Origin of the sequence: Streptomyces fractus (genome assembly GCF_049844455.1) — a bacterium.
GTDB classification, from domain to species: Bacteria; Actinomycetota; Actinomycetes; order Streptomycetales; family Streptomycetaceae; genus Streptomyces; species Streptomyces fractus.
In genome coordinates this window covers 42,294-68,334 of sequence record NZ_JBMYHI010000001.1, presented here as the reverse complement: position 1 = coordinate 68,334, position 26,041 = coordinate 42,294, and the positions used below count along the sequence as shown (strand labels likewise).

Sequence of the window (26,041 nt, the reverse complement as noted above, 5' to 3'; positions counted from 1 at the left end):
ATTCGCCCGCCTCTACGACGCACTGCGCAACTTCCAGGCCACTGCGTAGCACTAGCCGCACCGGGGGAGTCCCCACGCGGCGGGGTGTGCAGTGGCCCGAAGGTTTTAGGCCGGGGAGGCACGCAGCCGTTCATTCTTGGACCGAGAGCTGTGCAGTGTTTTGACCTGTACTTTCGTACTGCGTATCTCGGCCGACTCTGCGCACGCGGAGGTCGGTGTGGCAGGGCTGAGACGTCAGCATTCCGCGCCTCTGTGCGTTGTGTGCATGCGCGGTGCCGACTGCGCACTCGATCGGCCCATGAAGGTGTGGAGGATGGCGGCACTGTGCATCGACCCGAGCAAGACCTGCGTGGGCTGATGCGATGCGGCCCAAACAATCGCGCGGCGCGCCCTCGGCGGGCAGTGATTCTCCGTCAAACTTTCCTCATGGAGAACAATTTGGAGAACGACCGGGAGACAGCGGTCAGGGCTGAGGCGGCCTGCCGCACTCTCGTGTCGGCCGGCAAGGCGCTCGTCGAGACGGACCCGAGCTTCTGCGACCAGGACCCAGTCACGCAGGTACTGGCTGGCTGGTGGGTGTACTGCTTGCGGACCGGCGAGGCGACTCTCAACCTGATCAGGGACGGCTTCGTTGTGCAGGCGAAACCATTGCTACGGCTCCTTGTTGAACATGAGCTCACGATGGCACTCGTGGAACAGAGCGGCCGAGAAGGATTGCTGGCCGTTGGGTGCGAGGGCATCAACCAGGCGAAGACGCTCCTCGACGCGATGAAGTCAGAAGAGTGGGAAGGGCTGGACGAGGTGGAGCGGCTCTTGGCCGCCAGCGACCCAGCGGGGACGTGCGAACGAGAGCACACGGGCCCCCGACACCGTTCGCTTCGAGGCTTCGTGAGAGACTTCAATAGACTTGCCATGGCAATGGGCGAGGAGACCAGGTATGACCTCTACCGGCATCTGTCTGGCTTCGATCATGCCCGCATGACCACCGCCCAGGCCTACGCAAAAGTGAGCGGTTCGAGCGCCATCGACATCGCCTGGGACAGCCGTGAGTCCGGCTCCCCGGAGACGATCCAAACGGCCATCGCTGTCATCGTCGCCTCGGACATCATCAGTCGCCGTCTTCTCGGGGACCCGCTCCGGTCGCAGGTTGAAGACGCGCTCACCACGCTCGGCCTTCCAACCACCGACATCGCTCCCCGCCTGCGCATGCCGTGACACCAGCTTCCGCATGGCACGTCGAAGCAGACGATGCTCGCCGGCTGCAAAACCCGCACCACCGTGATCACGTAGCTGCGCCTCCCGTCTCCGTGGACCGTGCACTCGACTTGCTAACGGGTGAGTGGATGACGACCGCACTGCGCGTAGACACCGACCTGACGATGACGCTCATCGACCCGCCAGAGCACGGCGATATGTCCGGGCCGATCAGGAAAGCCGTCGGCCCGTATCTGAACCAACGCGTCTACCACCGAAGGACTCTGCTGCATATCGCCGACGACGTGACCGACACAGCACCGTTCAACCTCGTCGCATGGACCCTGGCCAGCGCCTGGCGCGGCCTGTCCCTGCATCCCTGTCTGGCATCATCGTCGTCTCCAACCGTTCCTAAACAGTGTTCAGGAGTGACATCTGCTGCCAGCTCCCGGAACTGCGCGCATCCCGAACGGTGTTGGATGCGCTGGGTCCCCGCGTTCGCTGCTCCCTGGTCCGGGGACGTGCATCGGGTGCACGTTCCGTGACGGGTGGGCGGGTTCCCTCACCCCCTCGTGCACCGGGTCCGGCCTGGGCGGTCCGATGCCCACGGCGATCACTCTGGTCGTCGCGGGGCGGTGTCGTCCGTCGCCGGATCGGGTGTCCGAGGGCGCGTCGCCCGATCGCGACGCTCGCGGCGTCGTGTCGGGACATTGTGCGGGTCTTGCTGGTCAGGGGTGCTCGCCAGTGTTCATCGCCCCACCTCGAGGTGTACGCCGGGTCCACTGCGACGATCGACAGGTCCTGCGCGGCGGCCATGGATACCAGGCGGGCCTTGAGTTTGCCGGTGGGGATGCCGGAGATGAGCTGCCGGAACTTCTTCCTGCGGCCGTGCTTCTCGCGGGTCTTCTCGGCGCTGAAGTCGAGGTTCTCGATGCCGATGGCCTTCGCCCCGCAGCGGTTCGCCCAGTGCAGGAGTCGGCTGATGGCGTGCCGGGTCTGGGCGTCGCGGTGATCGGCGTTGCCGGACAGGTCGTAGGCGAAACGGTGCGGGTCACCGATGGGGTTGCCGTGAATGTCGAGGCGGTAGGCGGCGAAGTGGTCGGCGTTGGTGTCCACACCGATCATGCCCCGGGCCCGGGCCGTGGCCAGCGGCACCGTGGGGACTGCGGGCCTGGTCCATGAGGCGGTGAGGTACCAGCGGCCCCGCTCCACGTCGAAGTGGATGCGGTAGGCCACGGCGCGGTTGTCCTCGATACGGTCGCGCCATTCGCCTCCCCGATGCTGAAAGCGCACGCGGGAGGCGAGGACGTAGCGGCCGTGCGGGGCGTTGGCCAGGTGTGCGAGCGGGGCGGGCAGCTTGATGGCGACCTCGCCCCGGGGGCTGACACGGATGGTCTCGTTCCCGTACCGCTTGCCGGACTCGCCGTCGGCCGCGAGGAACCGGCGTTCGGCCTCCCACCGCTGCCGCCACTGGGCCTCGGTGAGGCGGGCCGCGTCCAGATGGTGACGGCTGCCCAGGAGTTTGCGGCCGCCGCGTACGACGTGGACGATACCGGCCGCCCACTCGGCGCGGGCCACCTGAAGGCGGTGTCGAAGGGTGGCCAGACGGCGGGACTTGGTGAACCACTCCCGCCGTGTGCGGTATCCGCCCGGTGCCCGCTTGCTGCCCTTCGCTCCAATCGGCAGGGACAGGCGGTGCTCCAGCATGCGCACACCGGCCTCAAGGCCCTGGATGTGCGCCAGCCGGCAGCGCCGGGACAGCGCCCACTGATCGTGCGTGGCCTTGGTGATGGATCCGGCCCACCGGGACGAGGAGGCGGCGGTCAGATTCTGCTTCCGGACCGCCCACGCCTGTCCGTCATGATCAAGGCCGCTCGCGCAGCGGGCCTTGAGATCGAGCGAGGCAAGGCGTCCGAGGTGTTCACCCACCAGCCGCAGCACCTTCTCATCCTGCGGAGCGAGATGCTTGAGCCGGTCACGCACCGCCACCCCGGACGGCCCCAGCGCGACGAACGGGTCCTCGACACTACGCAGGTGCTCCTTCGCGTGTCCCTTCTCCTTCTGCTGTGGCTCACTCATCGCGAGCCGCCGCTCGAAGTGCCTTCTCGGCGCGGTTCTTCGCCGAGCGGCGGCCGTACAGGCGGGCGCAGAACGAGGTCAGCACCTCCACAATGTCACGCACCGGATCGTCCTCGGCCTCGCCGTCGTCCAGGACAACCAGACGACGACCCGAAGCGGACAGGGCCGCCTCGATCAGTTCCAGGTTCATGCGCCCGAGACGGTCCTTGTGCTCCACCACCACACAGGTCACCTTCGGGTCGGCCAGCAGCCGCTTCGCCTTCGACCGGCCCCCGTTCATCCCCGAAGCGATCTCGGACTCGATCCGCACCACCTGGTGTCCGGCCTGAGCGGCCCACCGCGACAAGCGTGCCGCCTGCCGCTCCAGATCGGCCTTCTGATCATGCGATCAGACACGGGCGTACAACCCCGCACCACCGGTCACCGACGGTGAGGTGTTCGCGGCGATATTCACCAGGATCGTGCGCGGCCCCACCCGGCGCGCGGGCACCGGCAAGGCACCCTCACGAAACCAGCGACAGACGGTGTGAGGATTCACCCCCTGCGACCGCGCCCACTCCGTCAGGTTCATATGCTGATAACGCCACCACTCCCACAAGGTTACGCACACTCAACGACCTTTCTCGGCCAGCAGTTGGCAACCCCACCGCCACGAAGGTGCAGGCCCAACCTCAAGGACCAGTTGACGAGGGATCTGAAGGCGCGGCCCCCGGGTCTTCGACCAGACGATCCGCGCTGTCGAGTGCCGGGCCCGCGGCAAGGCCCCCAGGAGCTCGCCACTTCCCGCGAACTCACCCCCGCCGTTCGATGCTCCATGCAGGCCCTGGCCGGCGACTACAAGTCCCTCGCCATGGAGGTCCTTCAGGCGACAAGGCCGAACTCGACGCAAAGACTCCACAGAAGCACGAGTAAGACGGCCAGGATGACGGCGACGGACACGCTCGGAGACGGCAGGGCGCTCGACGCCTTCGGACTCGACAGCAGCGCGGTCGCCGCCGCCTTCATACCCGGGGAGCGTCGCACCGACCCCACCCCCGAACCGCCGCGCCGTCCCAGCGCGAGCGCACTCCGGCCGCGTCACGTCGCACTGCTGCGAACAGCACGCGGCTCCCGGGAGCATCAGCGTGCCCCAGCGGGGGGAGACGGGCAGCGACATCGTCCAGTGCTCCATCGTGGTCGAGCGGCAGATACGCCAACGCGTCGTCCACTACCAAAACCAGAAGAAGATGCAGGCCGGTGTCGAGCCCTCCAATGCTCTCGTCGTACGTCGCGCCTTCGTGCACGCTCAACGCCCAGAACTGTGGCCCAACTGCTTCCGTATGTGCGCACCCTGCAAGCTCAGATTCGCGACGAGGACCTCGACACCGACCTCGACAACCTGTTCTGCGACGTTTCCGAGCGTCGTCCCGAACGTGGCGTCAGTGCCCGCCGCACCACCGAGCAGTCCTTCCGACTCTCGCGCCAGGATCTCGCCGTGTACGACGCGTTCGCCGATGCTCACGGGTTCGCGAACCGCAGTGACTTCCTCAACGCGGTGCTCGACGCGTTCCTGCCTGCGCTGCCCGCCCGCCGGAAGTCCGGCTAGATAGAGAACGGGTGGCGGCCGGGAAGGCCGCCACCCGTGGGGCAGCTGCATCTGGAGTTCAATGTGCTCGAGGTGCCGAGTAGCTCGAGGCTAGGGGAGGTGCTGCACCGCTTGTGCCATGTGCTCTCGGAGATCAGCAGCGAGGGCATCGGCCTGTTCCTGGTCGGCCTCTGCAGCCAGCCGGTAGGTCTCTGCCATGCCGGGGATGGACTGCGCGAATTCCTTCACCGCGGCTACATGCCGAGCGAGGTCTGCGAGCGGAGCCGGGTCGGTCGGCGCTTCGGACTTCGGGGTATCACGGCGTGATACTTCGCCAGCCGTCTCTGTCGCACTGGCGTGGGTCGATCCCTGAGTGAGTGCATCGGGCTCGGGATTATCACGCCGTGATACTCGTTCAGACTCGTCGGCTTGGTCGCTGGACGGCGTGCCGTCAGTTCCCTGAGCTGGCACCTTCACCGGCTGCGCGGGCTTCTGCCCGACGGCCGACCTGCGTTTGTCGGCCTTCTTCTTCTGTTCTTCGTACGGCAGCTTGCCCAGGTTCCTGACGTGCTCGACCTTCCGTTCGCCAGACACAAGGTCTTTCTGGAGTTCCGGCGACAGCTTCAGAAGGGAGAGCTTGCTGGAGATTGTGTTCTGGGGGATCCCGAGTCGCTTGGATGCCTTGGTCTGGCTGCCGTAGTAGTCGACCAGGGACTGGAGCGCGTGGGCCTCTTCGAGGTCCGTCATGTCATCGCGGTCGTAGTTCGCGATGAACGCGGCCTCGAGGAGCGACTCGTCGGTAGCGACGCGCGCGTTGTCGACCCGGACAGGGATCGTGGCCAGTCCGGTGCGGCGTGCAGCCTCCAGCCGGCGATGGCCATCCACGACGATGTACTGGGAGCCCTCGTCCAAGTCGTCAGCGCGGTCGGGGCGAGCGCTCAGGTAGGCGTCAACGGCCGCGACAACGATGGGGATGAGGACGCCGACTTCCCGGACGGTCTGGACCGTCTCATCCAGGTTGCGCAGGTGGTTTCGGGGGTTGTCGGGGTTGTCGCTGATGACGGGGACCGGCAGGTCAGTGATTGCAGCCGTTGCTGCTGCCTGAGCCCCGAGGGTGCTGTCGATTGCATCGCGACGCGAGCTGCGTGCTGTGGCAGCAGCGCCAAAGGCCGGTCCCGAGCCGAGCTGTTGTGCCTTACTCATCCGGCGACCCCCAGAGCGACCAGGCGCATGGAGTTCGCCTGCTTGCTGTCCGGTGCGTACGACAACAAGGCCTGCTTCAAACGGACCGCTTCGCGCTGTTCCTTCAGGTCATCGATGACGGAGAGCACGCGCTGGTCGGCCAAGCTGTGCCAGCTGTCCAGGGACGAGGTGGCCACAAAGCCGCGGCGCGAGTCGTACATGTTGATGACCAAGCCCAGGTAGTCGATCTCCAGGCTGAGGTCCTTGCAGAGATCCTCGATCTGCTGGGCGAGCATCATGTACGCGGTGGCGGAGGAGTCTTCAGCAAGGACCGGGATGACCACACCCGACTTGCCCTGCCGTTCGTTGCGTCGGCGGCGCCCGTAGTAGAGCGCAGCGTCGGTGGCGAGGCCGAGGCTAGGCGGGCAGTCGATCACGATGATGTCGTAGTGCTCCTCGAGCGGGTACAAAGCATGCTCGAGAGCGGCTTCCTTCTGGAAACCACGGGAGTTGGCTGCCGCCAGTGCGATTCGGGAATCCAGCAGGAAGCCGTCGAAGGCGGCGGGCAGCACGTCCAGGCGACTGTGGAAGTGCGGGTCCTCGACCGGTACGACGTGACGGCGGAGTTCCTCGGTGCCTTCTCCAACCATGTGAGAGATGAGGCTGTCGTGCTTCGGGGGGAGTTGAGGGATGCCGAGCTGGTCACTCAGGTGTCCTTGCGGGTCGTAGTCGACGAGGAGCACACGTTTCCCGCCGAGCGTCCAGCTGCCGATCTTGTCGAGCAGGTCCGACTTGGTGCGGCCGAGTCGCTTGCACTCGTTGTAACTCAGCGACTCGACGTAGCGGCGCAGTGCCGCGGTGCCGGTCTCCTCGTCTTCGGCGTAGGACTCGGCCACTCCCAGAGAGACGGCAGTCTTGCCCACGCCGCCCTTCTGGTTCACCAGGACGAGACGACGGACGTCGGCGCTCTGGCCCCCCTGCCGGGGGGAGGGGTTGTCATCCAGCCAGAGGCGGACACTCTGCGCCAGGCCCTGGGTGTAGGAAACGCTGCGGTCGTTGCAGGATTCCTTGAAGCGCTCGTACATGCCGGTCGGGAGCCACGTACTGAAGGACCGCGCGCCCGAAGTGTCGATGTCAGTGCGCGCGTTCGTGCCGGCTCGCCAGCTTTCGATTCCGGCTGTGACGGCGTTCTGAATGTCCAACCCGAGCTCGGCACAGCGGATTTTGAGTTCTTGCTGGAGCGCCGAGGGCAGCTTGGACGCCACCTTTTCCCGGTTTCCTTGGGGGTATGGAGAAGACATGGCGTCACCATACTGACTAATGTGTCTCCAGTGACAGCCGGTTCGCCTCACCTGACGCGCTTTCACCCCGCAGGGTGGTCGCGCCCGTCGGGGCCGCACGGGAGAGGCGAACCTCCGCACATACCCACCGGGCTATGCCGAGAGCTGACACGTGGCACGGCAGCGCATGACAGGGTGAACTGCGACCACACCAGCGAGAAGGAGATGAAGCCGTCGTGGCCAACCGGAGCGGCGAGACCCTCGAACTGTCCCGTACACACTGGGTACTTGTGGGGGTGGTCGTCGCCGGAGCGGTGGTCATCGCCGCGATCGGTTTCGCCGGTTCGTACGCCGCTGTGCGGGAGTTGGCCCTGCAAAAGGGCTTCGGGAACTTCTCGTACGTCTTCCCGATCGGTATCGACGCGGGTATCTGTGTGCTCCTGGCACTGGATCTGCTGCTGACGTGGATCCGGATCCCGTTCCCGCTGCTGCGGCAGACGGCGTGGCTGCTGACGGCGGCCACGATCGCCTTCAACGGTGCGGCGGCCTGGCCCGATCCGCTGGGCACCGGCATGCACGCGGTGATCCCGGTCCTGTTCGTGGTGGCCGTGGAGGCGGCGCGGCACGCGATCGGGCGGATCGCGGACATCACCGCGGACAAGCACATGGAGGGCGTGCGCATCACGCGCTGGCTGCTGTCTCCGCTGCCTACGTTCCTGTTGTGGCGGCGGATGAAGCTGTGGGAGCTGCGTTCGTACGACGAGGTCATCAAGCTGGAGCAGGAGCGGCTGGTCTATCAGGCGCGGCTGCGTTCGCGGTTCGGGCGGGCGTGGCGGCGGAAGGCTCCGGTGGAGTCGCTGATGCCGCTGCGGCTCGCGCGGTACGGGGTGCCGTTGGCGCAGACCGCGCCGGAGGGGCTCGCGGCGGCGGGCATCGAGGCGCCACTGCCGCCGGTTGCCCCGCCCCAACACGAGGCACCGCAGCTGCCTCCCACAATTTCCCCGGAGATGAGGCAGGGCGTCGGCTACGTTCCCCCGGTCGTCAACGGGCAGCCGCACAAGGAGTACTACGAGGATCACGCCGGGACGTACGAGCCGCACGTGTTCGTTCAGCAGCCAGGCACGGTCGAGGAACACGCGCACCCGCTGACCGTACGGCCGCCCGCAAGCCAGGCAGACCAGCCGGTCACAGCAGACAAACTCGGGGAGTGGCTGGGCGACATGCGGGAGAGCGAGCGGCGCCTCACCAATGCGTCCGAGGCAGAGGGCAGCGTCCGCAGCATCGTCCAGCTGCGTGTCCCTGAAGCCCGTGAGGCGGAGGACCAGGACGGCCTGGAGCCGATCGTGGAGGACCGTAAGGAGACGGGGGAGTGGCCGGCCGAGCAGGAGGACGGCTCTTACCTGACGGGCCCGACACGGGTGGAATTCCACTACCGAAAGTTGCCGTCCGAGGAACAGGAGAGGTCGGCCAAGTCCCTCGCCCCACTCTTGGCCGAGCGCTGTGGCTACGCCGAGGGAACGGTGCGCAAATACCTCGGGGCGATCAAGAGGCAGGCGGGCGCCTGACGTTCCACCGTGGTGGAACGGAAAGGAACTACCCGGAACGCTGCAGAGGGGTGGAGTGGAATCCCTGGATTCCACTCCACCCTTCTGCAGCGTTCCGACCGGCGGTCGGGCGCTGGACACGGACCGGTCCGACCGCTCTGCCCATGCGGACGTGCGCACCGGCAACGGCGGGTGCCGACAGGGGTGGAACGCTTTGACCTGCAATTTTCCACCCCGGGTCACTGTTTGGGGTATACCCCGCACGCGTCGGCGGCCTCGTTCCCGGTCGACATCGTGATGGCGGGGAACTCCCGGCGGCAGACCGGGCCCTGGTCTCCGAGCGCGGCAGCGGCCGGGTGGAAAAGGGATGCGGACGCCGCTGCGCAAGAAACGGCCGGGGTGGAACGGAGAGCGATCCACGGGCGGCCGATGCGGTCGCTGGAACCGGCACCGGCCGTCCCGGCGGAGCACCGTGGGATACACCCCGCAGGACCTGAGACGTGGTCAGAGCACAGGTGGAACGGCGGACTTCCTGAATGCGCAGCGTGACGGCTCACTGCCCAGGACAGCCGCGTACGACTGCCGAGGCAGGAGCTGCCAAGGGTTATCGGCGGACCGCGTCGAGACGCCGGATGACCTCTTCGGTTTCGGCCTCCATGGTCAGGTCGGCGTCCAGGAGGTACTGGGTCAGCTGCTGGATCGCGTTCTCCAGCTCGTTGTGCGCACCGAGTTGGGCCAGGGCCTCGAAGCGGTGGCGCCACAGGACCTCCCGCTCGCGTCCGACGTCCAGACCGCGGCTCGCCGACCACAGCGCACCGCGTGGGTCGCTGGCGGCCAGGCAGCGCGCGGCGAGATCGTCGGCGACGTCGACCACCGCCGAGATCATGTCCTGGATGAGGTTCTCGGCCCACACATAGCGGCGCGGCGGGACACCGGTGAAGGGCCGCCCGCGGACAAGGCCCAGGGCGCGGCGCAGCACCGCGCGCGCCTCCTCGCCCTCGAGGTGGGCGCCCTGCTCGATGAGTTGCTGGAACTGGTGCCAGTCGCAGGCGACGCCGACCAGCTGGTGCTTGCGTTCGGGGTGTTCATTGAGCTTCGGGTAGTGCTCGTCTCCGAGCCAGCGCCGCACCTCGCGCACGCGCGCGTTCCGGGTGTTGTTCTGCACCCGGCCGCCCGGCGCGATGACTTCGTCGAGCTCATGGCGGGAGGCACCGTTGGGCCGCAGCGCGAGCCAGGAGATCAGCTCCGTTGCCACCGTGCGGCGGTTGGACTCGATGTGCCCGCGGGCTCCCGCGATCTCGACAGGGCCGAGTACGCGGACCAACGGTGCGTCAGCCGAGCCGTCGCCCGACAGGGCGTGGGGGCCATCATGTTCTGAGGCGGGCGGTGGCACATCGGCCGCGGCGGTCGGGGTCGGCTCGGGAAGCTGGGCGTGGACCTGGGCGACCGTCGTGGCGGCGGGCAGTGTGATGGCGCTCGGGGAGAGGGCACCGGTGTTCACGGACGCGGCAGGTGTCGGCTCCGCCACCCGCTCGGCCTGTCCGCCGACATCCTCGTCCTCCTCGGAATCCGGCTCCTCGCCCTGGGCTGTTGCCGCGGGCGCCGCTTGGGGGTCGGCGGCGGGGGAGGAGTCTTCGAGGTCGGCCAGGCGGGCGAGCAGACTCCCGGAGTCCCGCGCGGCCGGCACCGACTCGGCGTCTCCCACCGAAGGCTCTGGATCCTTGGCCAGCGTGAGGGACGCCGCGGCCGCCTCGCTGGGGGCGACGTCAGTCTCCGAGTTGGAGGTCAACGTGCCCTCGACGACGTTGGCGTACTCCTCGTCGGAGAAGGAGACCAGGCGGCAGTGCAGCGAGGTGCCGGGCACAGCGAGGGCCTCGATATCGGTGTCCAGGACCCAGGCCGTCGCAGCCTCGGCGGGCAGGTGCCCGCTGGTGATGATGGCGGTCGCGGTGCGCGGGTCCTGCTGCAGCACCTCGGCGAGCTGTTCGGCAGTCTCCGGGTCGGGGCAGTTGTCGAGGTCAGCGAGGACGATCAACGGCCAAAGTTCGTCCACCGCGTCCGCCGCTCGCGCCGCGCCCAGGCCCGTGGTGTCGCTGCCGACGAGCGCCGCGTGCTGCCGCCCGTGATGACTGCGGACGGCGTCGGTCGTCTCGGCGAGCGTCGTGTACGGCGTGACCCGCGCGTCGATGAGCGTGAGGCCCGGGACACTGTCCTCGCCCGCGACCGCGATCTCCAGATCAGAGCTGAGCGGGGACACCGCGAGCGACGTACCGAGCGCACGCAGCACGGGAAGCCGACTCTTGCCGGTGAGATGGATGGCACCGAACCGCTCCAGGTCGACCAGGAGCAGCGCCTCACGGGTGTCGTCGCCGAGCGCGACCAGCGCCGGATAGGGGGCGTCCATCTGTCCGCGCAGCTCGGCATCGGCGAGCTCGCCTGTGTGGGCCGGGCACCACCACACCTGCGCGCTGTCGTCGGTCACGGTGAACGGCGGCAGAGGAGCAGGAACGTCACCGCTGTCGTCGGCGGCCAAGTGCAGCAGGATGCCCTCGGTGCCCAGCTGGACGGCCGCGAGCGTCGGCAACGGCCGTTCCTGCTCGGCGCAGTGGAGGGCGAGGGTGCGCAGCGCGGCGTCCAGAAAGTCGACCTCCTCGATGGCGTCCACGCAGCGCAGGGCCTGTTCCGTGGCCGCGGCGCGCCCGTCGGGCATGGCGATCCGACGGCCCGGGCGTCGGCGACGCTGCTGCAGGGTGCGCTTACGGCGCAGCATCAACAGCACACCGGCAGCCACAAATCCGCCCGCGCCCAGCGCGATCGCCATGAGGGACGGCCCCGACTCCACCTCCTGCGCCGTGTCCTGGGCACTGCCGCGGGGCTGTTCGGCCGGAGGCGCGGACCCGGTGGAGGGAGCAGATGCGCTCGGCGTCCGAGGGGCGGCATCGGGGGAATCCTGGGCCGGAGAGGTCGCAGACGGCACGCCGACGCCCGCCTCCTCGCCCGGCGCTTCCGACTCCGGGGCGGCGTCACCCGCACCCTGAGACGGGCGGGGACTCGCCTCCTGCTCCGGGGTCCCGGCCTCGCCGTCACTGGCCCGCGGCGACTCAGTGGTGGGAGCGGGAGCAGCGCCATCGTCGTCCTGGCTGTGGCGCTCCTCGCCCTGGCCGTCGGCGCCACCGCGGTTCGACGGCTCCGTGGGGTGCGTTTGCGGCCCCGGGATGGACAGCTGCTCGCCCGGATAGATCAGGTCCGGGTCCTCGATAACGTCCGGGTTCGCTTCGACGATCTCCGTGTACGCGGCCGGGTCGCCCTGCTGGTCCTCGGAGATGCCCCACAACGTGTCGCCCGCGCGCACCGTGTACGTCTCGTCCGCGTCCTGCTCGGACCCGCCGCGCCCCTCGCCCATGGCCTTCGGGGAACCCGCCTGCTGCGTGTGCACGCCGGCGCTCGCGCTGGAGGCGGCAGGGCGAGCATCGCCGGGCAGCGTGAGGGCGGTGCCCGCCGGAAGCCCCGTGCTCGGCCCGCTGATGTGCAGCTCCGGGTTGAGGCGCGCGATGTCACGCCAGCGCAGTCCGTCACCCAGGCGCTGCTCGGCGACGTCGTACGCCACCACCCCCTCGCCCACGACCTGGTGCTCCTTGACCGGACTGGCTGCCGGGCCGGCAGAGGTCCCGACCTTCCCCTGGACCGAAGCGGGCGCGTGGCGGTCGAGCGTCGTGGTCGCGGCAACGGCCGGAGTCGTGGCGGCGGTTGCCGCGGCCGCGGGGGAGGCGAGCAGCAGCCCGCCCAGAAGGTAGGCGGCCAGCCGCTGGCTGGTGGCCATGCCCGGCAGCCGAGGCGTGGCCCGGTGCACGAGGACCGCGCCCAGTTCGACCAGGAGCGGGATGAGCAGCCACAGCCAGGCGATCCACGCGGCCACCGTCAAGGTGGTGAACAGCAGGCTCCCGTCGTCCGGCGCCAGCAGCGCACCCCGCGCCTCGGAAAGCGAGGGCACCTGCTGCGGCAGAGTGCCAACCCTCAGCAGCAGGGCCGGTACCCCGGCGACGAGCATGGCGAGCACGGCCAGCCGTGCGAACAGACGCAGCACGGCCAGGAGCCAGCGGACGGTGCGGTGGGCCATGACGGTTCAGCCTCCGGGCTGGTGGAGCAGAGTGGCCTTGCCCTCGCCGGACACCGGAAGGTGATCGACGCCCAGGAGCGAGGCGAACATCGGGTCGTAGGAGTCGTTGACGGTCACCGTGATGACCTTCCCGTCCTCGGAGACCACCACGTCGCCGGACAAGCCCTCGGCATCGAGGTAGTCCTGCGCGGCGGCGGCCGCGGCGTCGGGGTCGACCACGATCGCCTCGCCGGTGATGGCCTGGTCGGGGTCGATCTGCTGTCCGGCCGCACGAGCGGCCTCCTGCGCGGCGTAGGTGGCACGGGAGTTGCCGTTGAGGACACCGGTGCCGTCCACAACCAGGCCGAGCATCACGAAAATCGCGATCGCCATGATGGGCAGGAACAGCTCGACGCCGCCCGCGTCGCCGCGCTCGCGCAGCTGCCGGACGATGCGATGGCCATGGGCCCGCACGAAGCACAGGGGCTGAATCACCGGGCCCTCCACTGGTCAACAACACTGGTCATAGTGCTGTTCAGGGTCTTGCTGCCGGGAAGCGCGGGCAGGGCCACATCATCGAGCGGCACCGTGCACGCCACCGTCGCGCTCACCGTGGCGGCCTGCCCGAGCGGGGCGTCGGCCCCGTCCGACGACAGGGCCACGGCGACGTCGGAGCAGGCCAGCCCCGAGCGGCGCAGCGAGTCGGCGGCGGCCTGCCGCGCCTCGCCCTGCGCAGTGTCGGGGTTGTCGGCGAGCGAGGCCGTACGGGCGGCGTCCCGCGCGGCCGCATCCGCAGCCCCCTGCGCGATCTGGATCCGGCCCGCCGCGATCACGAGGGCGAGCAGCGCGAGGAACACGGGGGTGAAGATCGCCGCCCCCAGTGCGGCGCTGCCCCGGTCCGCAGCCGCACTACAAGTGACGGCACGCCAGCGAGACAGGCTTCGGCGTCGCTGCCGCGGGCGACGAACGGGGAACGGGGAGCGGGTCACCGGAACGCCTCCACGGGTGCTTGAGCGCGCTGGCGCACGGTGAACTCCAGGCCGGGTACGAGGGAGGAGACGGTGCCGGTGACGGTGATGGCGATCTGGTTGCCGCCGGAGCCGACCGCGACCTTGGGCCCCTCGACCGAGTTGCCGGTGCGCGACAGGAACGCGCGAGCAGCAGCGGCCCCGTCGCCGGGGCTAGCGTCGTAGGAGCGTCCCGCGTCCACGCCGACCTGGGCGGCTCGCGCGGCCACCGAGCGGGCATGGAAGTACAGGGCCCCCTCGATGACGGTGAACACCAGGATCAGCACGACCGGGAAGATCACCGCGAACTCGACGACGCTGTCCCCGCGGTCGTCGAGGTGGTCCCGCAGCCGGGACCACCTCGAGGCCGCCCTGGGGCGTCGCTTGCCGGCAGGGTCGGTCACAGGCCCGCGATTTCCATGGCCTTGGCGCGGGCGGTCTCGTTGATGGCGAGATACAGGATCGTGGCGATGCCGCCTCCGGCCGCGGTGATGTAGGCCCACTCGGTGACCGAGTAGCCGGCATCGGACAGACGGCCGCGCAGGTGGCCGTAGCGGCGCTGCAGCACCGTGCGAAGACGGGAAAGACGACGGGACATCACAACCTCCAAGAGGACAGGAACGATGGGCGCGCAGAGTGCGGCGCCCGCAGGGGAGAAGTCAGAACGGGAACGGGAGCACGGCACGGAGTGCGACCGTCATGACGGCAGCCATGACCACGACCGTCCCAACGATGATCAGGTCTGAGGCCCGCATGAGAACTCCAATCGCACGTGCACGGCTACAGGTTGAGGATCTTGATGAAGGCGGGCAGAGCACAGAAGACGATCAGGCACAGACCGACGGTGAGCGCCGGCAGGTCCATCTGCTCGGTGGCCTGGTTGGCGCGGGTCTCCCGGTCGCCCTGCACCGCGGCGTTCAGCAGATCGACCTGGTTCTCCAAGGTCCGGGTGACGGCGGCCTTCTCCTCGCCGGCGAGTGCCATCGCACGCGCCGGGCGGGCCAGGTCCTCCACCCCGATCTCCGACCCGAGATCGGCCAGCGCACTCCAGTAGCGGGTACCGGTCAGCCGGGCATGCTCGAGAGCCTCACGGATCTGTAGGGCGGGAGTGGTGTCGCCGACCGAGGCGGCCCGCACCAGGGCCTCGCCGGCCGACGCGTTCGCCCCGCGGATCAGGATCAGCCGTTCCAGCAGGGAGACGATCGTGTACCGGTACTCCTCGCGTAGCTTCTTGGCGTCGTCGCGAACGTCATCGAGGCATTTGAACGCGAAGAACCCGCCCACGCCGAGCGCGAGCGCCACTGGCACCGGCAGGGGCGGACGGCTCCCGGCGACGGTGAGCATCAGAATGAACAGCTGCGGCAGCAGCATCCCCATCACGGCCATCCGCGCGCAGCGGCCCAGCAGTTTGGCCGGTGACATCTCCAGAATCCGGAGGTCGGCGGCCGGCAGCCGGGAGGCGACCGTGGGTGTGGCGACCAGGCGGCCGCCCAACTGGTCGGTGAACGCGGTCAACCGGCCCGCACTCGTGTCGGCCACGGTGCGCGGGGCGGGGGAGCGGGTGGTCTTCAGCAGCTCGTCCACGGACGGCCGCGCGGGCCGAAGCGCCCGCACCACCATCCCGGCACCGAGCACGGCCACCGCGCCGCCCACCATCGCAGGCACAGACATGATCACGACTGCTCCACCCCCAGACGCTCGGCCGCTGTACGCAGCAGCCGCGGCTCGGGCTTGTTCCTCGCGGTCTTGCGCATCCACACCAGCGACCCGGCCACCCCGACCGCCACCATCGTCAGGCCGAGTTGGCCCGGGGCGGTGCGGTACCAGTCGGTGTAGGACACGCTCGTCAGGCCGAGCGCGATCACGCCGAGCGTGAGCACGGTGACGTTGCGGGCCTTGCGCCGCGTGCGGGCCCGGTCCGAGTCCAGCTTGCGCAGCGCTTTGGCCTTGTCGGACTTGTTGAATGCCATCTCCTTGACCACGTTCGCAAGCCCCCGGCCGCGGGCCTGGGTGTGCATCTGGAACACCATGACGATCTCGTCGCCGGTGTTGGATCCCAGGTCGTCGGCGAACAGCCGGTAGGCCTGCGCGGCCGGTACGCCGTCTGCGAGCCGCTGCGAGAGCCGGGTTACCGGAGCACGCAGCAGCTCCGGAACGGTGGACAGGGAGCTGGGGATCGCCACCTCCAGCGGCTTGCCCGACGCGAGCACGCTGGACAGCTGCTGCAACCAGTCCGAGAACGCCTCCAGTTGCTCCACCTCGGTGCGCGCGGAACCGCCCGGGAACAGCAGGAACGGCAGGCCCGCCACGGCGGCGAAGGCGATGAGTCCGTGCACCGGGCGCCCGGCGATCGCCCACACCAGCACCGCGGTCACGACTGCCGCGCTGAACAGCAGCCGGTAGTTGGCCTGCCACACGGGCGGCAGGTCGGCCAACAACCCTGGCCCGCCGCGCCGCTTGACCGGCCCCCGTCCCACTTCCCGGCCGCGCAGCACTTTCACCGCGCGGGCCAGCGCGGCCACGCACACGGCGACGCCGAGCGCGGCCACCAGGGCCTGCTGCGACTGGTTCATCATGATGCCCGCCTCCCGGCCGTCTCGCCGGGCTGACCGTTGTGTTCCCAGGTGCCCTGCGGGTACTGGGCCAGCAGCAGCGGGTTGAAGCCCACCTCGACGAGCTGCTCGGCCCGCTCCCTCGTCATCTGGAAGGTCGTGGGCACGGCCCGCCCGTCGACGGGGCGCGGCGCGAACAGCTGCGTCAGCGACGGCGTGCCGTCCTCATTGAGCCCGACGACCTCCCAGATATGGGAGACGATCTTCTCGCCGGGCTTCTTGCCCTTCTTCATGAACACCATCAGGTGTACGGAGCCTTCGATGAGCCGGTACGCGGTCTCCGCCCCGATCTCGGCCGCCGCCAGACGCAGCACCAGCCGCTTGATGACGTCCTTGGGATGATCCGCGTGCAGCGTGCACATCGAGCCGGGCTGGGACGCCGACATCGCCTCCAGCATCGCCATCGACTCTCTGCCTCGCACCTCACCGACCATGATCCGGTCGGCGTTGTAACGCAGCGAGATCTCGATCAGATCGGACAGCGTGATGGCCCCCGCGCCGTCCTCACCGTTGGACTGCCGGGTCTCGAACGCCAGGCAGTGGCACGGTGTGTCCTGCGAGTCCAGGAACAGCTCAAGGGAGGACTCCAGCGTCACCAGCCGCTCGGAGGCCGGAATCTCGCGGCCCAGCGCACGCATCAGCGTGGTTTTCCCGGCCGACATCCCACCGCAGATGATGATGTTCATTTGGGCCCGCACGGCCGCCGACAGGAAACTGGCGAGCAGCTGGTCGACGGTGCCTTCCTGTAGCAGGTTGCCGAGCGTCCACGCCCGGCCGCCGTGCTTTCGGATCGACACCGTCACGTTCCGCGTCAGCACGTTCGCCGCCACACGGGAATCGTCCGGCAGCCGGAACTCCACGGCCGGCGACGCATACGACAACTGCCGCTCACCATGCCCTGACTGGGCGGCCATGGTGTTGATCCACTCGATCGTCTGCTCCCGGCTGGCGAACGGCGAGGCCATCTTCCGCCGCGGCTGCCCGGCCGCATCGATGAACATCACGTCACCGTCGATGTCGATGTTCTGCACACCGGGCTGGTCCAGCAGCCGCTGCAGCGCCCCCGCCCGGAAGGTCAGGTTGAGGACCTCCTCCAGCAGGATGCTGCGCTCCTCCTGGCTGAGCGGAGCGTTCTTCTGTGTGAACTCGCTGTGCCAGGACGCGATTTGCCGACGGGCGAACAGCTCCGCCAGCTCCCGCTCCTCCTCCGCTTCCAGCGTCTGCTGCTGCTGGCGCTCGCGCACGGCCCGCAGATCCTCGGCGACTCGCACCCGCAGCTTCTGGACCTCCTCCGCCGGCACCCGCAGGGTGCCGGGCAGCGCCGCAGCCTGCTCGAAGTCGGCGATCCCCATTGCCCCGTTGCCGGAGCTCGAGTTCACCGGGGTGACGGGAGCCACCGGGACAGGCGCAGGTGCAGAAGGCGGGGGAGGGGGGACCTGAGGCGCTGCGGCCGGGCGGGCAGGGGCCTCAGGTGCGGGGTGCGCAGGGGCGGGACGCTGGGCGAGCAGACGGCCCAGCTGCGTGCGGGCCGCGTCCTTGTCTCCTCCGGGCGGCGTGTTCGTCACGAGGCCTCCTTACGACGGCGCAGCCCCAGCTGCCTCACCTGCTGCAGAACCGCCGGGCTCGCACTCTGGTGGGCCCGCATCTTGATGTGCAGGCGTCGCCGCTGGGCGTACTCGCGCAGCGGTCCCAGCACGTCCCGCGCGCTGCGCAGCAACGCCGAGCGCGCCAGATTCCGCGGCGGAGCGCCACCGGCCGACAGATACGCGGCCGCCCGCTCGTCCCACGCCAGCGTGCCCAGCACAGGTGCCTCGAACTTCGCCTCCACCTCATGCGGAGCGAACTCCCGGCGGCTGCCGGACGACAGCGTCAAAAGCCCCAATGCCCGTGCGCCGTTGCCCTGCTGGCCGAGCTCGTCCTGCAGAGCCTCGATCGCGGTCGATGCCAGGAACACGGACGCGGGGTCCGAGAGCTTCACGACCAGGAGCACGATGTCGGCCTCGTGTAGCACCGGCGCCGGCGTCAGCAGCCGGTGCAGCCGCCCGTTCTCCCAGGCCAGCCGCCCACCGTCGACGACCACGTCCCAGTGGTACTCGTGGTCGGTCATCTGCAGCACGTCGGTCAGGCTCGGCCACAGCTCCTGAAGCGAGGCCGCCTGCCGGGGATCTGTCAGCCCCGGCAGCACGAGCCGCATCTCGGTGTCGTCCAGCGGCCACAAGTGCTGGTCCACCTGCGGCGCCAGGTCCTGGACACCGGCGGAGGAGCTGCTCCAGTACGCCTCGGCCAGCTTGTGCAGGCCGATGTTGCCGTCCAGGGGCTGCCCGTTCAGATGGATGTCGCGCAGCAGCCGGTGGCGCAGCTTGCTGCCCGCCATGTCGAACTCGGCCAGCAGCACCGATTGGCGGCTGGCCAGGGTGAGCGCGGCCGCCGACGTGCTCACGCCGTCGGAGGCCGCCGACACCAATGCGATCAGAGCCATGACGTCACTGCTTTCCGTCGCGCGGCTGACGCACCAGAGCGATCTGCTTGGCCGCGGCCTTCTCCGCCAGCTGCGGCCCGTCCGTGGTCGCCACCGCCAGATTCACGACCAGCGAGCCCGTCGCGTCCATGCGGCCCACCGACTTCACCGTTCCCTCGATGCTGTCCAGCTCTGCGTCCGCACCGCCCTTCGCCGCCCCCGTGGTGGAGGCGGTGCCTTGGGCGGGAAGCACCACGGCCAGCACCTTGTCGCCGGGACGGAACTCGTTCTGGGGTGCCGTGCCCTTCTTCACCTCGACACCGACCACCTGCAGGTCATCGCCCAGACCGCCGCCGGATTGCACCGAGGAATCCGTGAGCAGCGAGCCCTGGCGCAGGTCGACCGCAGCCCGCTGGCCCACGATCTGGCTCCGGCTGGCGGCCGGCACCGGGGTGAGCGCCGGGTCCTCGGCGACCTGCGCGGTCGTCACGTCGGAGGCCTTCACGACCTGACCGGCCTGGACGTCGTGTGCGACGGCCAGCACCTCGATCCGGTCACCGGCCCGGTTCACCATCGAGATCGCCACCAGGGCGCCGATCAGAGCGGCCAGCGTCCATGCCAGCGCCTGGACCAGCTTGCGAGGTGCCCGGGACGACTTCCGCGCGCCCGCGGAGATCGGCAGGTCGGGCTGGCGCGGCGGCGCGATCCGAGGCGGCGCAGGAGTCGTGGTGTCCATGGCGTACGAAATCCCCTTCTGAAGTGCTTAGTTGACGGCCTGCGACTCGATGATGGTGAGCGTCACCTGCGAATCACGGACCTCGGTGAGCTGGCCGGTCTCCCCGCCACCACCGGTCACCTGCCAGTCCACGGCCCACGTCGAAGTCGCCGTCACGTTGAACTTGCCGCCGGCCACCGAGTCGGACGCCTGCTTGTACACGTGACCGCAGTCCGGCGACGCCTTCAGGCCGTAGGACTTCTTGTAGGGCGTCCCGGGCCCCAGACAGACCACGGGCTCGGATCCGTCGCCCATGTTCCAGACGACCTTCGACACCTTCGCGGTCGCGGTCACGGTCACCCCGCCCGCCGAGGCGCTCGAGGTGTTCGGGCCATACGTCGTCGGCGACTGGCCCACCGACATCCACACCGGCATCCCGACGAGCCCCTTGCCGGACGGCTTCGGGTTGACCGTGATGTCCGGGCCCTTCAACAGCATCTTGTCGAGGGCGCGTTGAGCCAGAACCGCAGGGTCGACGTAACCGTCCGGGGGATTCTTCAACCACACGTAGACGTCCATGGGATCATCCCCCGAGCAGGTCATCGCGTAGGGGGAGGCGCCCTTCTTGCCGTTCTGCTTCTTGAGATCGGCGACGACAGTCTTGTCCGTGACCTGCTTGTAGTAACAGCCCTTCGAAAACCAGCCCAGGTCCGCGTCGTAGCAGGGCACCACCTTGCCATCCTGCTTACAGGTCTTCTTGCCGGTGCCGGAGGGCGCCTTCCTGTCCGGTGAGGCCTTTTCCTCTCCCGTGTCGACCGCGGAGCAGATCCACTTCCCGCAATCGGTCACGGAACCGCTCGGCTTGGGACCGGGCTTGGCCGAGACGTCGGCCCCCGAACCGGCCACGATGCCCGCGGCGAGGCACACCGCGACAGCGGCCCTCAGCACGACTTGTCCTTGTGCAGGGTGTAGTTCTGCACCATCCAGCGTTCACCGAGATCCTTGACGACGCCGGTGATGACGAACCGCTTGGGCTGTCCCGACGCGGAGATGTCCTTCCCGCTCTCCTTCAGGACCGGCTTCCAGTTTGTGGTGTCCATGCATTCGCGCACGTCCACCTTTTTGCCGGCGGAGTCCACCGACGTCGCTTTGACGGTGCTGGTGGGTGCACCTTTGAATCCCACTCCCTGCTGCCTGTAGTCGAAGAGGGCGCGCTTGGTCTGTGCGAGCGCCTTGTCATAGGAGTAGTGACTCAGGTTGGTCTTGTCGGCATAGCCGATTGCGGCGGCCTTCGTCTCCTCGTTCCGCATTGACTTCCATGCCGCCACGGCCTCGCTCTTGGCGGCGGAATGCGGGTCGGGGGAGCTTGATGTCTCCGACGGAGAGGGCGACGCAGAAGTGGAGCCTTCGCTCTTCTCCTTGCCTTCGTCCTTCGAGCAGGCAGGAAGCACCAGCAGCGCGCAGGCAATGAGAGCCGTGCCGATAAGTCGATTTCGACTGCGAAACTGGTTGCCCCTGGTGTGCGTCATTGACGTCATTGCGCCTCCCCGTTCGTCTCTGCCGCCGTGCTGGTGACCTGTGCCGTATCGCGCTAGGTGATGGTGCGGTCGTGTTGCGCGATACGGGTGAGGTCGCCGTGCACATGCACACGTTACGCATACTCACTCCAACAGCACAGCCTGTAATGCCAGTTCACTGGTCTCCGGTCCCGTCATTCCCGCCCAACGGGACACATGTCCCTTATCGGAACAGGGGTGTTCCCGTAGGGCGGGCGGCTATCCGGTCGCTCGTGCAGGTGAAGCGGTCTGCGGCGATCGTTCCGAAATTGACGCGGGCCCTCAATCCGGCGCACCGGGATAGCGAAGTTGACGGGCCCGCAGGCCTGTTGATGCACGCGTTTCACCTGAACTCCCGAGTGGATATGCGGGGTTGGGATTGTGCCATCAGCGCCCCAGGCCGGGCGCTTGGAACCAGCCGTGCCGGGCCCGCCGGTGGCTGGATCAGATCGTCGAGGGAACCCTGGCCGCCGGTATGCGCGCGCCAGCCTTCCAGGAGGTCGGCCACGATCGAGCGGGCCAGTTGCTGGAATTGCTCGGGGCACTGCTCGCGCTCGCCGAGCCACCCCAGTTGGCGGGAATGCGCGCGCAGCGCCGTCATTTCTGCAAGGAGCGGAGAGGACGGCAGCGGGGCCGTGTCCACGACCGGAGCGCACGCGTGTCAGGAGCCGCAACACGCGGCCGTGGACGCGCGAGTACCCGGCCGAACAGGGAGCGCAGTACGTCAAGCACGGGAGCCTCCCGCCGAGGCGAGGAAGACGTCGGTCGGGGTGGCTTCCCCGGCCAGCGGCGTCATCACGGGAGCGAACGGCCCCCGCTCCTGCAGGAGCCGCAGGGTGGCCACGCCGGCGGTGAGCCGGGCGACGCGAGGGTCCGCGGCCGCCAGGGCACGCAGGTCCTGGACGCGGTTGGCCAGGACCCGGTCGGAGGCGCCGGTCAGGACGATGAGCAGGCGAGGGAAGGCGGGGTAGAGGTCACGCCAGGCCTCACGGGTGCTGCGGCGGCCACGGATGCCGCCGCTGGCGGGCGCGTAGGTCTGGTAGCGGGCGTACGCGGCGAGTTTCGCGGCGAGCCTCGTGGTCTGCATGGTGGCGCGGTCGACCTCGATGAAGAAGCTGAGCATCCGTCGGCGCCCGGACTCTGCGGTGTGGGTGTACCGCAGGACGGCGTCCGGGATCATGAACGCGTCGTCGGCCCCTCGGGACTCGCCATCCCGGATCCGGTGTGCGACCTCGGGCTCCCAGTCCAGCGGAGAGCACTCGTGGCCGAGCCGTCGCGCCCAGTCGACGAACGCGACGCCCGTGTCGACGACGGTGAGGGTGTGCTCCTGGAGCTGCGAGGCGGCGGTCTGCGGGGTGATGCGGTATCCGCGGTGGGTGATGGTCGGGTCGTGGGCGACGGCATCGGCACCGCGTGCGGTGACGTACCAGAGGTGCTCGGCGCGGCCGCGGCGTGTGGTGCGCCGGGTGGTGGCGTCGATAAGGCCGTCGGCGCGCAGCAGGTTCAACTGCTGACGCAGGTAGACGGGCCTGCCGGCGTGCGGAGTGAACAGGCGGTGGAGCTGTCCGGTGGAGACCAGGCGGTGCTGGTAGAGCACCGGAAGCAGGTCCTGGGCCAGGCGCGACAGACCGCGTGCGGGCCGCGACCGTGCGGCGGTGGGGGCGGCTTCGGTGGGGGCAGTCAGGGGCATCAGGCAACCTCGCTCTCGCCGGCATCGCGCCAGCAGTCGTCATCGGAATCGGTGGTTGCGGCCTGGCTCTTGGCAGGGGCGGAGCGACGGCCGAGCTCGGCGAGGATCCGGTCGTCGAGCCCGGGCACGCGGCCGTCGTCGCTGCCGTCGAGCTCGGCCAGGACGGTGCGCAGCGGGCGGCGGCGCAGCGTGGCGTCGATGGCGTTCTCCAGCCAGGGGAGCCGCTCGGGATGGTGGTAGTCGGCAAAGACCTCGTGGACAGGGACGCCGACGACCTGGAACGTGGGGGTGGGCTTCCCCGCGAGAGTGGCGCGCACGGCGTAGTGCCACTTCGGCTGCTCGGTCAGCGTCATCGCCTCGGTGCCCGGCAGCCGTTTGGCCAGGAACGAGGCTTCGTCGGTGTCGGCGGCCGCGGCCGAGAGCAGGCTCTGGTTCTGCATCAGCGCGAGTCGGGTTTCCTCCGACAGCCGCATCGCCATCTGCGTCATCCCCATCAACCGCACCTCGTACTTGCGCAGCTGCTCGAGGATCGCGGCGATGTAGCCGTGGGCGGCGCCGTCGATCGCCTTGAGCTCGTCGGCGAACGCGAACAGCGTGGCGAGCTGCTCGGGGGCCAGGCCCTCGCGGGAGTGCCCGGCACGGAAGAGGTCGAACAGCAGCAGAGACGTGATGATCTGGTCGCCGCTGCCGGTCCCGGAGCAGCGCAGCAGCACGATCTGTCGCTCGTCCATCGCCTTGCGCACGTCGTAGGTGGAACGCGACTGGCCGAGGAAGGCCCGCAACGACGTGGAGGTGGCCAGCTGCTCGAGGGTCTGCGTCACGACGGGAACTGCGCTGCCTTCGTACTTGGGGAACGTGGTGCGCCAGAACTGCTGCGTCCTGGGCGGCAGCTCGGCGAGCACGCTCTCGCGCCACTCCTCGTCCATCAGCAGCCGCGGAATGGTGAACAGCGTGGGCTGCAGGTCCGGCCGCCCGCGCCGGCACATTCGGTGGGCGAGGTGCGCGAGGACCTCCACCGCGTGCGAGAGGATCGCCCGCGCACGCGGAGCGCCGTCGCCCCAGCCCTGCGCGGCCGCGAGCCCGGCGACCACGGACCCGATGATGTCCTGGATCTCCTCGGCGGCGCGGCCCTCCATCGACAGCGGATTCCACGCGGCGACCTTCGCGTCCGGCGTCTTCACGCTCAGGTCGATCAGCTGCACGCGGTCGATGACCGCCGGATGCGTCAGATACGGCAGTGCCCGCTTGATCGCCGCGCCGTGCGGGTCGAGGAACCATGCCCCGTACCCGCCGTACGCGAGCGTGATGGCCTGCAGCAGCGCCAACTCGGACTTGCCAAACCCGGACTTGCCGAACGACGCCCCGAACAACACGTCCTTCTGCGGCAGGCACGCGAGCCGCGTGCGCCCGTCAGCCTCGGTGACCCGCCCGAGCGGCACAACCCCGGGCTGCCCGGACCAGGTCGGCAGGGCGCGCGGCGCCGGAGCGAGCGTGCCGCCGCTCCGCACGACGTTCTGGGCCGTGCAGTTCACCGTCGCCGGACGCAACAGCGCCGCGAGTTCCTCGCTGGTGAGCCACTGCCGGCGGGCCGGGGCGAACTCCCCGCTGGCGTACCGGCGGTCGAAGCCGCGCCGACGCCACCACACGCTGCTGTAGGGCCGCCACCCGGAACGCCGCGGCCCGATGGGCCGCCACCAGTTCTCCCCGGACCAGGCATCCATGACCGCCATCACCTGGTGCAGGCGGGCCTGTGCGCGGGCCGGATGCGTTCCCGTCACCCGCACCAGGACCTGCACGGCGAACACCTGAGCATCCCCGGTCGGCAGGAACTTGCCCACCCCGTCCGCGAGATCCTTCTGCCGAGGCAACGGGCGCGACGACGTCGAGGACAAGGACTTGCCCCCATTGAGGCCCTCGACCAGCGTCGACATCACCGACCCGCCGCGCCGCCGTGAGCCGACCGATTCGCCGTACGCGGACGGGCCGCGCTGCTCGGCACGGCGCAGCAGACGGCGCCGCCAGGCCGCCACACGCCGGCTCGCGACCGGCACCACATCCACGACGAGCTCGGCTTGTTCCCCACGCTCAGCGTCGGCCTGCGCCACGGCATCGGCGAGGACCTGCAGCGGGTCGGGGTCCAGTGCGGCCGGGGTCAGCCTCTTGTGATCCGGGCGCGCCAGCACCAGCTCGGCACGCGCCACGTACCGCGCCTCAACCTCGGGCTCCTGCTCGCTGTCCTTGGACAGCTGCACACGCGGCCGCTCAGCCTCGCTCCGGGGCAGGGGAGGGGCCCCCTCGAACGTGATGCGCTCTCCAGCGGGGCCGCGACCGTTCTGCGGGGCGCGGACCTGGACGCCGGGCAGGGACGGCAGCCGCATCAGCGCCGCCGAGGTCACCGGCCCCTCCATCCGCAGCGTCAGCTGACCGTGCCGGTCACCGCCATGCCGCAACCGAATCCCCTGCGCCCGCCGCGGCGCCCACTCGGTGGTCTGCGACGCCCGCGCCAACCGCGCAGCATGCGGCGCCATGTCCTTGACCGAGGGGGCGAACCCCTGGGACGGCACCAACTCGACGACCGCCCGTTCCTCGAGGAGACGGCGCGCCCGCCGACGCCACCCCAGCAGCCCGGCCCCCGACACCATCGCGCCGATCACACCGGCCCAGCCAAGCCACCAGGCGACTTCCCGCAGCACGGGGCCCCAGGAGGAGACGTCAGCGGGGACGACGTACGACACCATGGAGAAGACGACGTCGAACATCAGCACCCGCTCTGCGCGAGCCGAAACCGCAGCGAACGACGGCCCGCCTCACAGCCTGTGCGAGTGGTGAACACCCGATGCGCGACCGCACGCCATACCTGACGCACGCCCAGAGCCCCGAGCCCCATCACCACAAGCGGCATCCACGGCCCACCAGGATGCGCGGCTGCTGCCCGCGCTGCCGACCCTCCTATCAGCGGAAGGTTGTTGAGATCGCCGCCCCACCACCAGCCGCGCAGACAGCCCATGGCGAAGACGACCGCGGCGAGCCAACCACAGCACTCCACCAGCAAGGCCACGGCGGC

21 protein-coding genes and 1 pseudogene are annotated in these 26,041 nt (G+C 69.2%); 3 read left to right on the top strand and 19 right to left on the bottom strand.

Annotation, left to right across the window (positions count from 1 at the left end; all coding sequences use genetic code 11):
* Positions 1-426 precede the first annotated feature (426 nt).
* Complete coding sequence (locus ACP4E5_RS00345) at positions 427-1,215, top strand: DUF5677 domain-containing protein (protein ID WP_425824642.1); 789 nt, start codon at positions 427-429, stop codon at positions 1,213-1,215.
* 390 nt (positions 1,216-1,605) lie between these two features.
* On the opposite strand, the gene ACP4E5_RS00340 is transcribed toward ACP4E5_RS00345, so the two are convergent.
* Positions 1,606-3,273: an IS200/IS605 family accessory protein TnpB-related protein gene (locus ACP4E5_RS00340; RefSeq protein WP_425824641.1), complete on the bottom strand. Its 1,668-nt coding sequence runs from the start codon at positions 3,271-3,273 to the stop codon at positions 1,606-1,608.
* Positions 3,266-3,844 (bottom strand): annotated as a pseudogene (locus ACP4E5_RS00335) (IS607 family transposase). Before ACP4E5_RS00335 ends, ACP4E5_RS00340 begins: the two are co-directional and overlap by 8 nt.
* Positions 3,845-4,573: 729 nt before the next feature.
* Here ACP4E5_RS00335 and ACP4E5_RS00330 point away from each other — a divergent pair.
* Positions 4,574-4,858, top strand: a complete 285-nt coding sequence (locus ACP4E5_RS00330) for a hypothetical protein (protein WP_425824640.1) — start codon at positions 4,574-4,576, stop codon at positions 4,856-4,858.
* Positions 4,859-4,948: 90 nt separating this feature from the next.
* Here ACP4E5_RS00330 and ACP4E5_RS00325 read toward each other — a convergent pair whose 3' ends face one another.
* Together ACP4E5_RS00325 and ACP4E5_RS00320 are read right to left on the bottom strand one after the other, a co-directional pair.
* Positions 4,949-6,040 carry a ParB/RepB/Spo0J family partition protein gene (locus ACP4E5_RS00325; RefSeq protein WP_425824639.1) on the bottom strand — a complete coding sequence of 364 codons (1,092 nt, stop codon included), beginning with the start codon at positions 6,038-6,040 and terminating at the stop codon, positions 4,949-4,951.
* Positions 6,037-7,320: a ParA family protein gene (locus tag ACP4E5_RS00320; RefSeq protein WP_425824638.1), complete on the bottom strand. Its 1,284-nt coding sequence runs from the start codon at positions 7,318-7,320 to the stop codon at positions 6,037-6,039. Before ACP4E5_RS00320 ends, ACP4E5_RS00325 begins: the two co-directional genes overlap by 4 nt.
* A gap of 215 nt (positions 7,321-7,535) precedes the next feature.
* Between ACP4E5_RS00320 and ACP4E5_RS00315 the strand changes: the two genes are divergently transcribed.
* Complete coding sequence (locus tag ACP4E5_RS00315; RefSeq protein WP_425824637.1) at positions 7,536-8,864, top strand: DUF2637 domain-containing protein; 1,329 nt, start codon at positions 7,536-7,538, stop codon at positions 8,862-8,864.
* Between the two features lie 583 nt (positions 8,865-9,447).
* Here the strand turns inward: ACP4E5_RS00315 and ACP4E5_RS00310 are convergent.
* The 15 genes from ACP4E5_RS00310 to ACP4E5_RS00240 all read right to left on the bottom strand — a co-directional run bounded on the left by ACP4E5_RS00310 (position 9,448) and on the right by ACP4E5_RS00240 (position 25,736).
* A complete protein-coding gene (locus tag ACP4E5_RS00310; protein ID WP_425824636.1) occupies positions 9,448-12,960 on the bottom strand; it encodes a LysM peptidoglycan-binding domain-containing protein in 3,513 nt (1,170 codons plus the stop codon).
* Between the two features lie 6 nt (positions 12,961-12,966).
* Positions 12,967-13,434 (bottom strand): pilus assembly protein TadG-related protein, encoded by a 468-nt coding sequence (locus tag ACP4E5_RS00305; protein WP_425824635.1) that lies wholly within the window; start codon positions 13,432-13,434, stop codon positions 12,967-12,969.
* The gene (locus tag ACP4E5_RS00300) at positions 13,431-13,820 is read right to left on the bottom strand and encodes a TadE/TadG family type IV pilus assembly protein (RefSeq protein WP_425824941.1); all 390 of its coding nucleotides are present in this window, start codon (positions 13,818-13,820) and stop codon (positions 13,431-13,433) included. The genes ACP4E5_RS00305 and ACP4E5_RS00300 overlap by 4 nt, the downstream gene beginning before the upstream one ends.
* A 104-nt stretch (positions 13,821-13,924) precedes the next feature.
* The gene (locus ACP4E5_RS00295) at positions 13,925-14,350 is read right to left on the bottom strand and encodes a TadE/TadG family type IV pilus assembly protein (protein ID WP_425824634.1); all 426 of its coding nucleotides are present in this window, start codon (positions 14,348-14,350) and stop codon (positions 13,925-13,927) included.
* Positions 14,347-14,544, bottom strand: coding sequence for a hypothetical protein (locus tag ACP4E5_RS00290; RefSeq protein ID WP_425824633.1), 198 nt, complete (start codon positions 14,542-14,544; stop codon positions 14,347-14,349). The genes ACP4E5_RS00295 and ACP4E5_RS00290 overlap by 4 nt, the downstream gene beginning before the upstream one ends.
* Positions 14,545-14,726: 182 nt before the next feature.
* Positions 14,727-15,617 (bottom strand): hypothetical protein, encoded by an 891-nt coding sequence (locus tag ACP4E5_RS00285; RefSeq protein ID WP_425824632.1) that lies wholly within the window; start codon positions 15,615-15,617, stop codon positions 14,727-14,729.
* Positions 15,618-15,619: 2 nt separating this feature from the next.
* Positions 15,620-16,522 (bottom strand): type II secretion system F family protein, encoded by a 903-nt coding sequence (locus tag ACP4E5_RS00280; RefSeq protein ID WP_425824631.1) that lies wholly within the window; start codon positions 16,520-16,522, stop codon positions 15,620-15,622.
* Positions 16,519-17,937, bottom strand: a complete 1,419-nt coding sequence (locus ACP4E5_RS00275; RefSeq protein WP_425824630.1) for a TadA family conjugal transfer-associated ATPase — start codon at positions 17,935-17,937, stop codon at positions 16,519-16,521. The genes ACP4E5_RS00280 and ACP4E5_RS00275 overlap by 4 nt, the downstream gene beginning before the upstream one ends.
* A gap of 182 nt (positions 17,938-18,119) precedes the next feature.
* Positions 18,120-19,037 carry a hypothetical protein gene (locus tag ACP4E5_RS00270; protein WP_425824629.1) on the bottom strand — a complete coding sequence of 306 codons (918 nt, stop codon included), beginning with the start codon at positions 19,035-19,037 and terminating at the stop codon, positions 18,120-18,122.
* A 4-nt stretch (positions 19,038-19,041) separates the two neighbouring features.
* A complete protein-coding gene (locus tag ACP4E5_RS00265; RefSeq protein WP_425824628.1) occupies positions 19,042-19,752 on the bottom strand; it encodes an SAF domain-containing protein in 711 nt (236 codons plus the stop codon).
* Positions 19,753-19,779: 27 nt separating this feature from the next.
* Positions 19,780-20,679 (bottom strand): ATP/GTP-binding protein, encoded by a 900-nt coding sequence (locus tag ACP4E5_RS00260; protein ID WP_425824627.1) that lies wholly within the window; start codon positions 20,677-20,679, stop codon positions 19,780-19,782.
* Complete coding sequence (locus ACP4E5_RS00255; protein ID WP_425824626.1) at positions 20,673-21,269, bottom strand: hypothetical protein; 597 nt, start codon at positions 21,267-21,269, stop codon at positions 20,673-20,675. The genes ACP4E5_RS00260 and ACP4E5_RS00255 overlap by 7 nt, the downstream gene beginning before the upstream one ends.
* A gap of 361 nt (positions 21,270-21,630) precedes the next feature.
* Entirely contained in the window at positions 21,631-21,930 is a 300-nt protein-coding gene (locus tag ACP4E5_RS00250; RefSeq protein ID WP_425824625.1) for a hypothetical protein, read from the bottom strand.
* A gap of 81 nt (positions 21,931-22,011) precedes the next feature.
* A complete protein-coding gene (locus ACP4E5_RS00245; protein ID WP_425824624.1) occupies positions 22,012-22,977 on the bottom strand; it encodes a replication-relaxation family protein in 966 nt (321 codons plus the stop codon).
* A complete protein-coding gene (locus tag ACP4E5_RS00240) occupies positions 22,977-25,736 on the bottom strand; it encodes a hypothetical protein (RefSeq protein WP_425824623.1) in 2,760 nt (919 codons plus the stop codon). The genes ACP4E5_RS00245 and ACP4E5_RS00240 overlap by 1 nt, the downstream gene beginning before the upstream one ends.
* Positions 25,737-26,041 lie beyond the last annotated feature (305 nt).

What these genes read in the sequence shown, in the direction of transcription:
- ACP4E5_RS00270 (WP_425824629.1), bottom strand. Translation starts at nt 19,037, where the DNA reads ATGGCTCTGATCGCATTGGTGTCGGCGGCCTCCGACGGCGTGAGCACG.
- ACP4E5_RS00320 (WP_425824638.1), bottom strand. Translation starts at nt 7,320, where the DNA reads ATGTCTTCTCCATACCCCCAAGGAAACCGGGAAAAGGTGGCGTCCAAG.
- ACP4E5_RS00310 (WP_425824636.1), bottom strand. Translation starts at nt 12,960, where the DNA reads ATGGCCCACCGCACCGTCCGCTGGCTCCTGGCCGTGCTGCGTCTGTTC.
- ACP4E5_RS00340 (WP_425824641.1), bottom strand. Translation starts at nt 3,273, where the DNA reads ATGAGTGAGCCACAGCAGAAGGAGAAGGGACACGCGAAGGAGCACCTG.
- ACP4E5_RS00345 (WP_425824642.1), top strand. Translation starts at nt 427, where the DNA reads ATGGAGAACAATTTGGAGAACGACCGGGAGACAGCGGTCAGGGCTGAG.
- ACP4E5_RS00245 (WP_425824624.1), bottom strand. Translation starts at nt 22,977, where the DNA reads ATGCCCCTGACTGCCCCCACCGAAGCCGCCCCCACCGCCGCACGGTCG.
- ACP4E5_RS00255 (WP_425824626.1), bottom strand. Translation starts at nt 21,269, where the DNA reads ATGACGTCAATGACGCACACCAGGGGCAACCAGTTTCGCAGTCGAAAT.
- ACP4E5_RS00285 (WP_425824632.1), bottom strand. Translation starts at nt 15,617, where the DNA reads ATGTCTGTGCCTGCGATGGTGGGCGGCGCGGTGGCCGTGCTCGGTGCC.
- ACP4E5_RS00325 (WP_425824639.1), bottom strand. Translation starts at nt 6,040, where the DNA reads ATGAGTAAGGCACAACAGCTCGGCTCGGGACCGGCCTTTGGCGCTGCT.
- ACP4E5_RS00290 (WP_425824633.1), bottom strand. Translation starts at nt 14,544, where the DNA reads ATGTCCCGTCGTCTTTCCCGTCTTCGCACGGTGCTGCAGCGCCGCTAC.
- ACP4E5_RS00280 (WP_425824631.1), bottom strand. Translation starts at nt 16,522, where the DNA reads ATGATGAACCAGTCGCAGCAGGCCCTGGTGGCCGCGCTCGGCGTCGCC.
- ACP4E5_RS00265 (WP_425824628.1), bottom strand. Translation starts at nt 19,752, where the DNA reads ATGGACACCACGACTCCTGCGCCGCCTCGGATCGCGCCGCCGCGCCAG.
- ACP4E5_RS00240 (WP_425824623.1), bottom strand. Translation starts at nt 25,736, where the DNA reads ATGTTCGACGTCGTCTTCTCCATGGTGTCGTACGTCGTCCCCGCTGAC.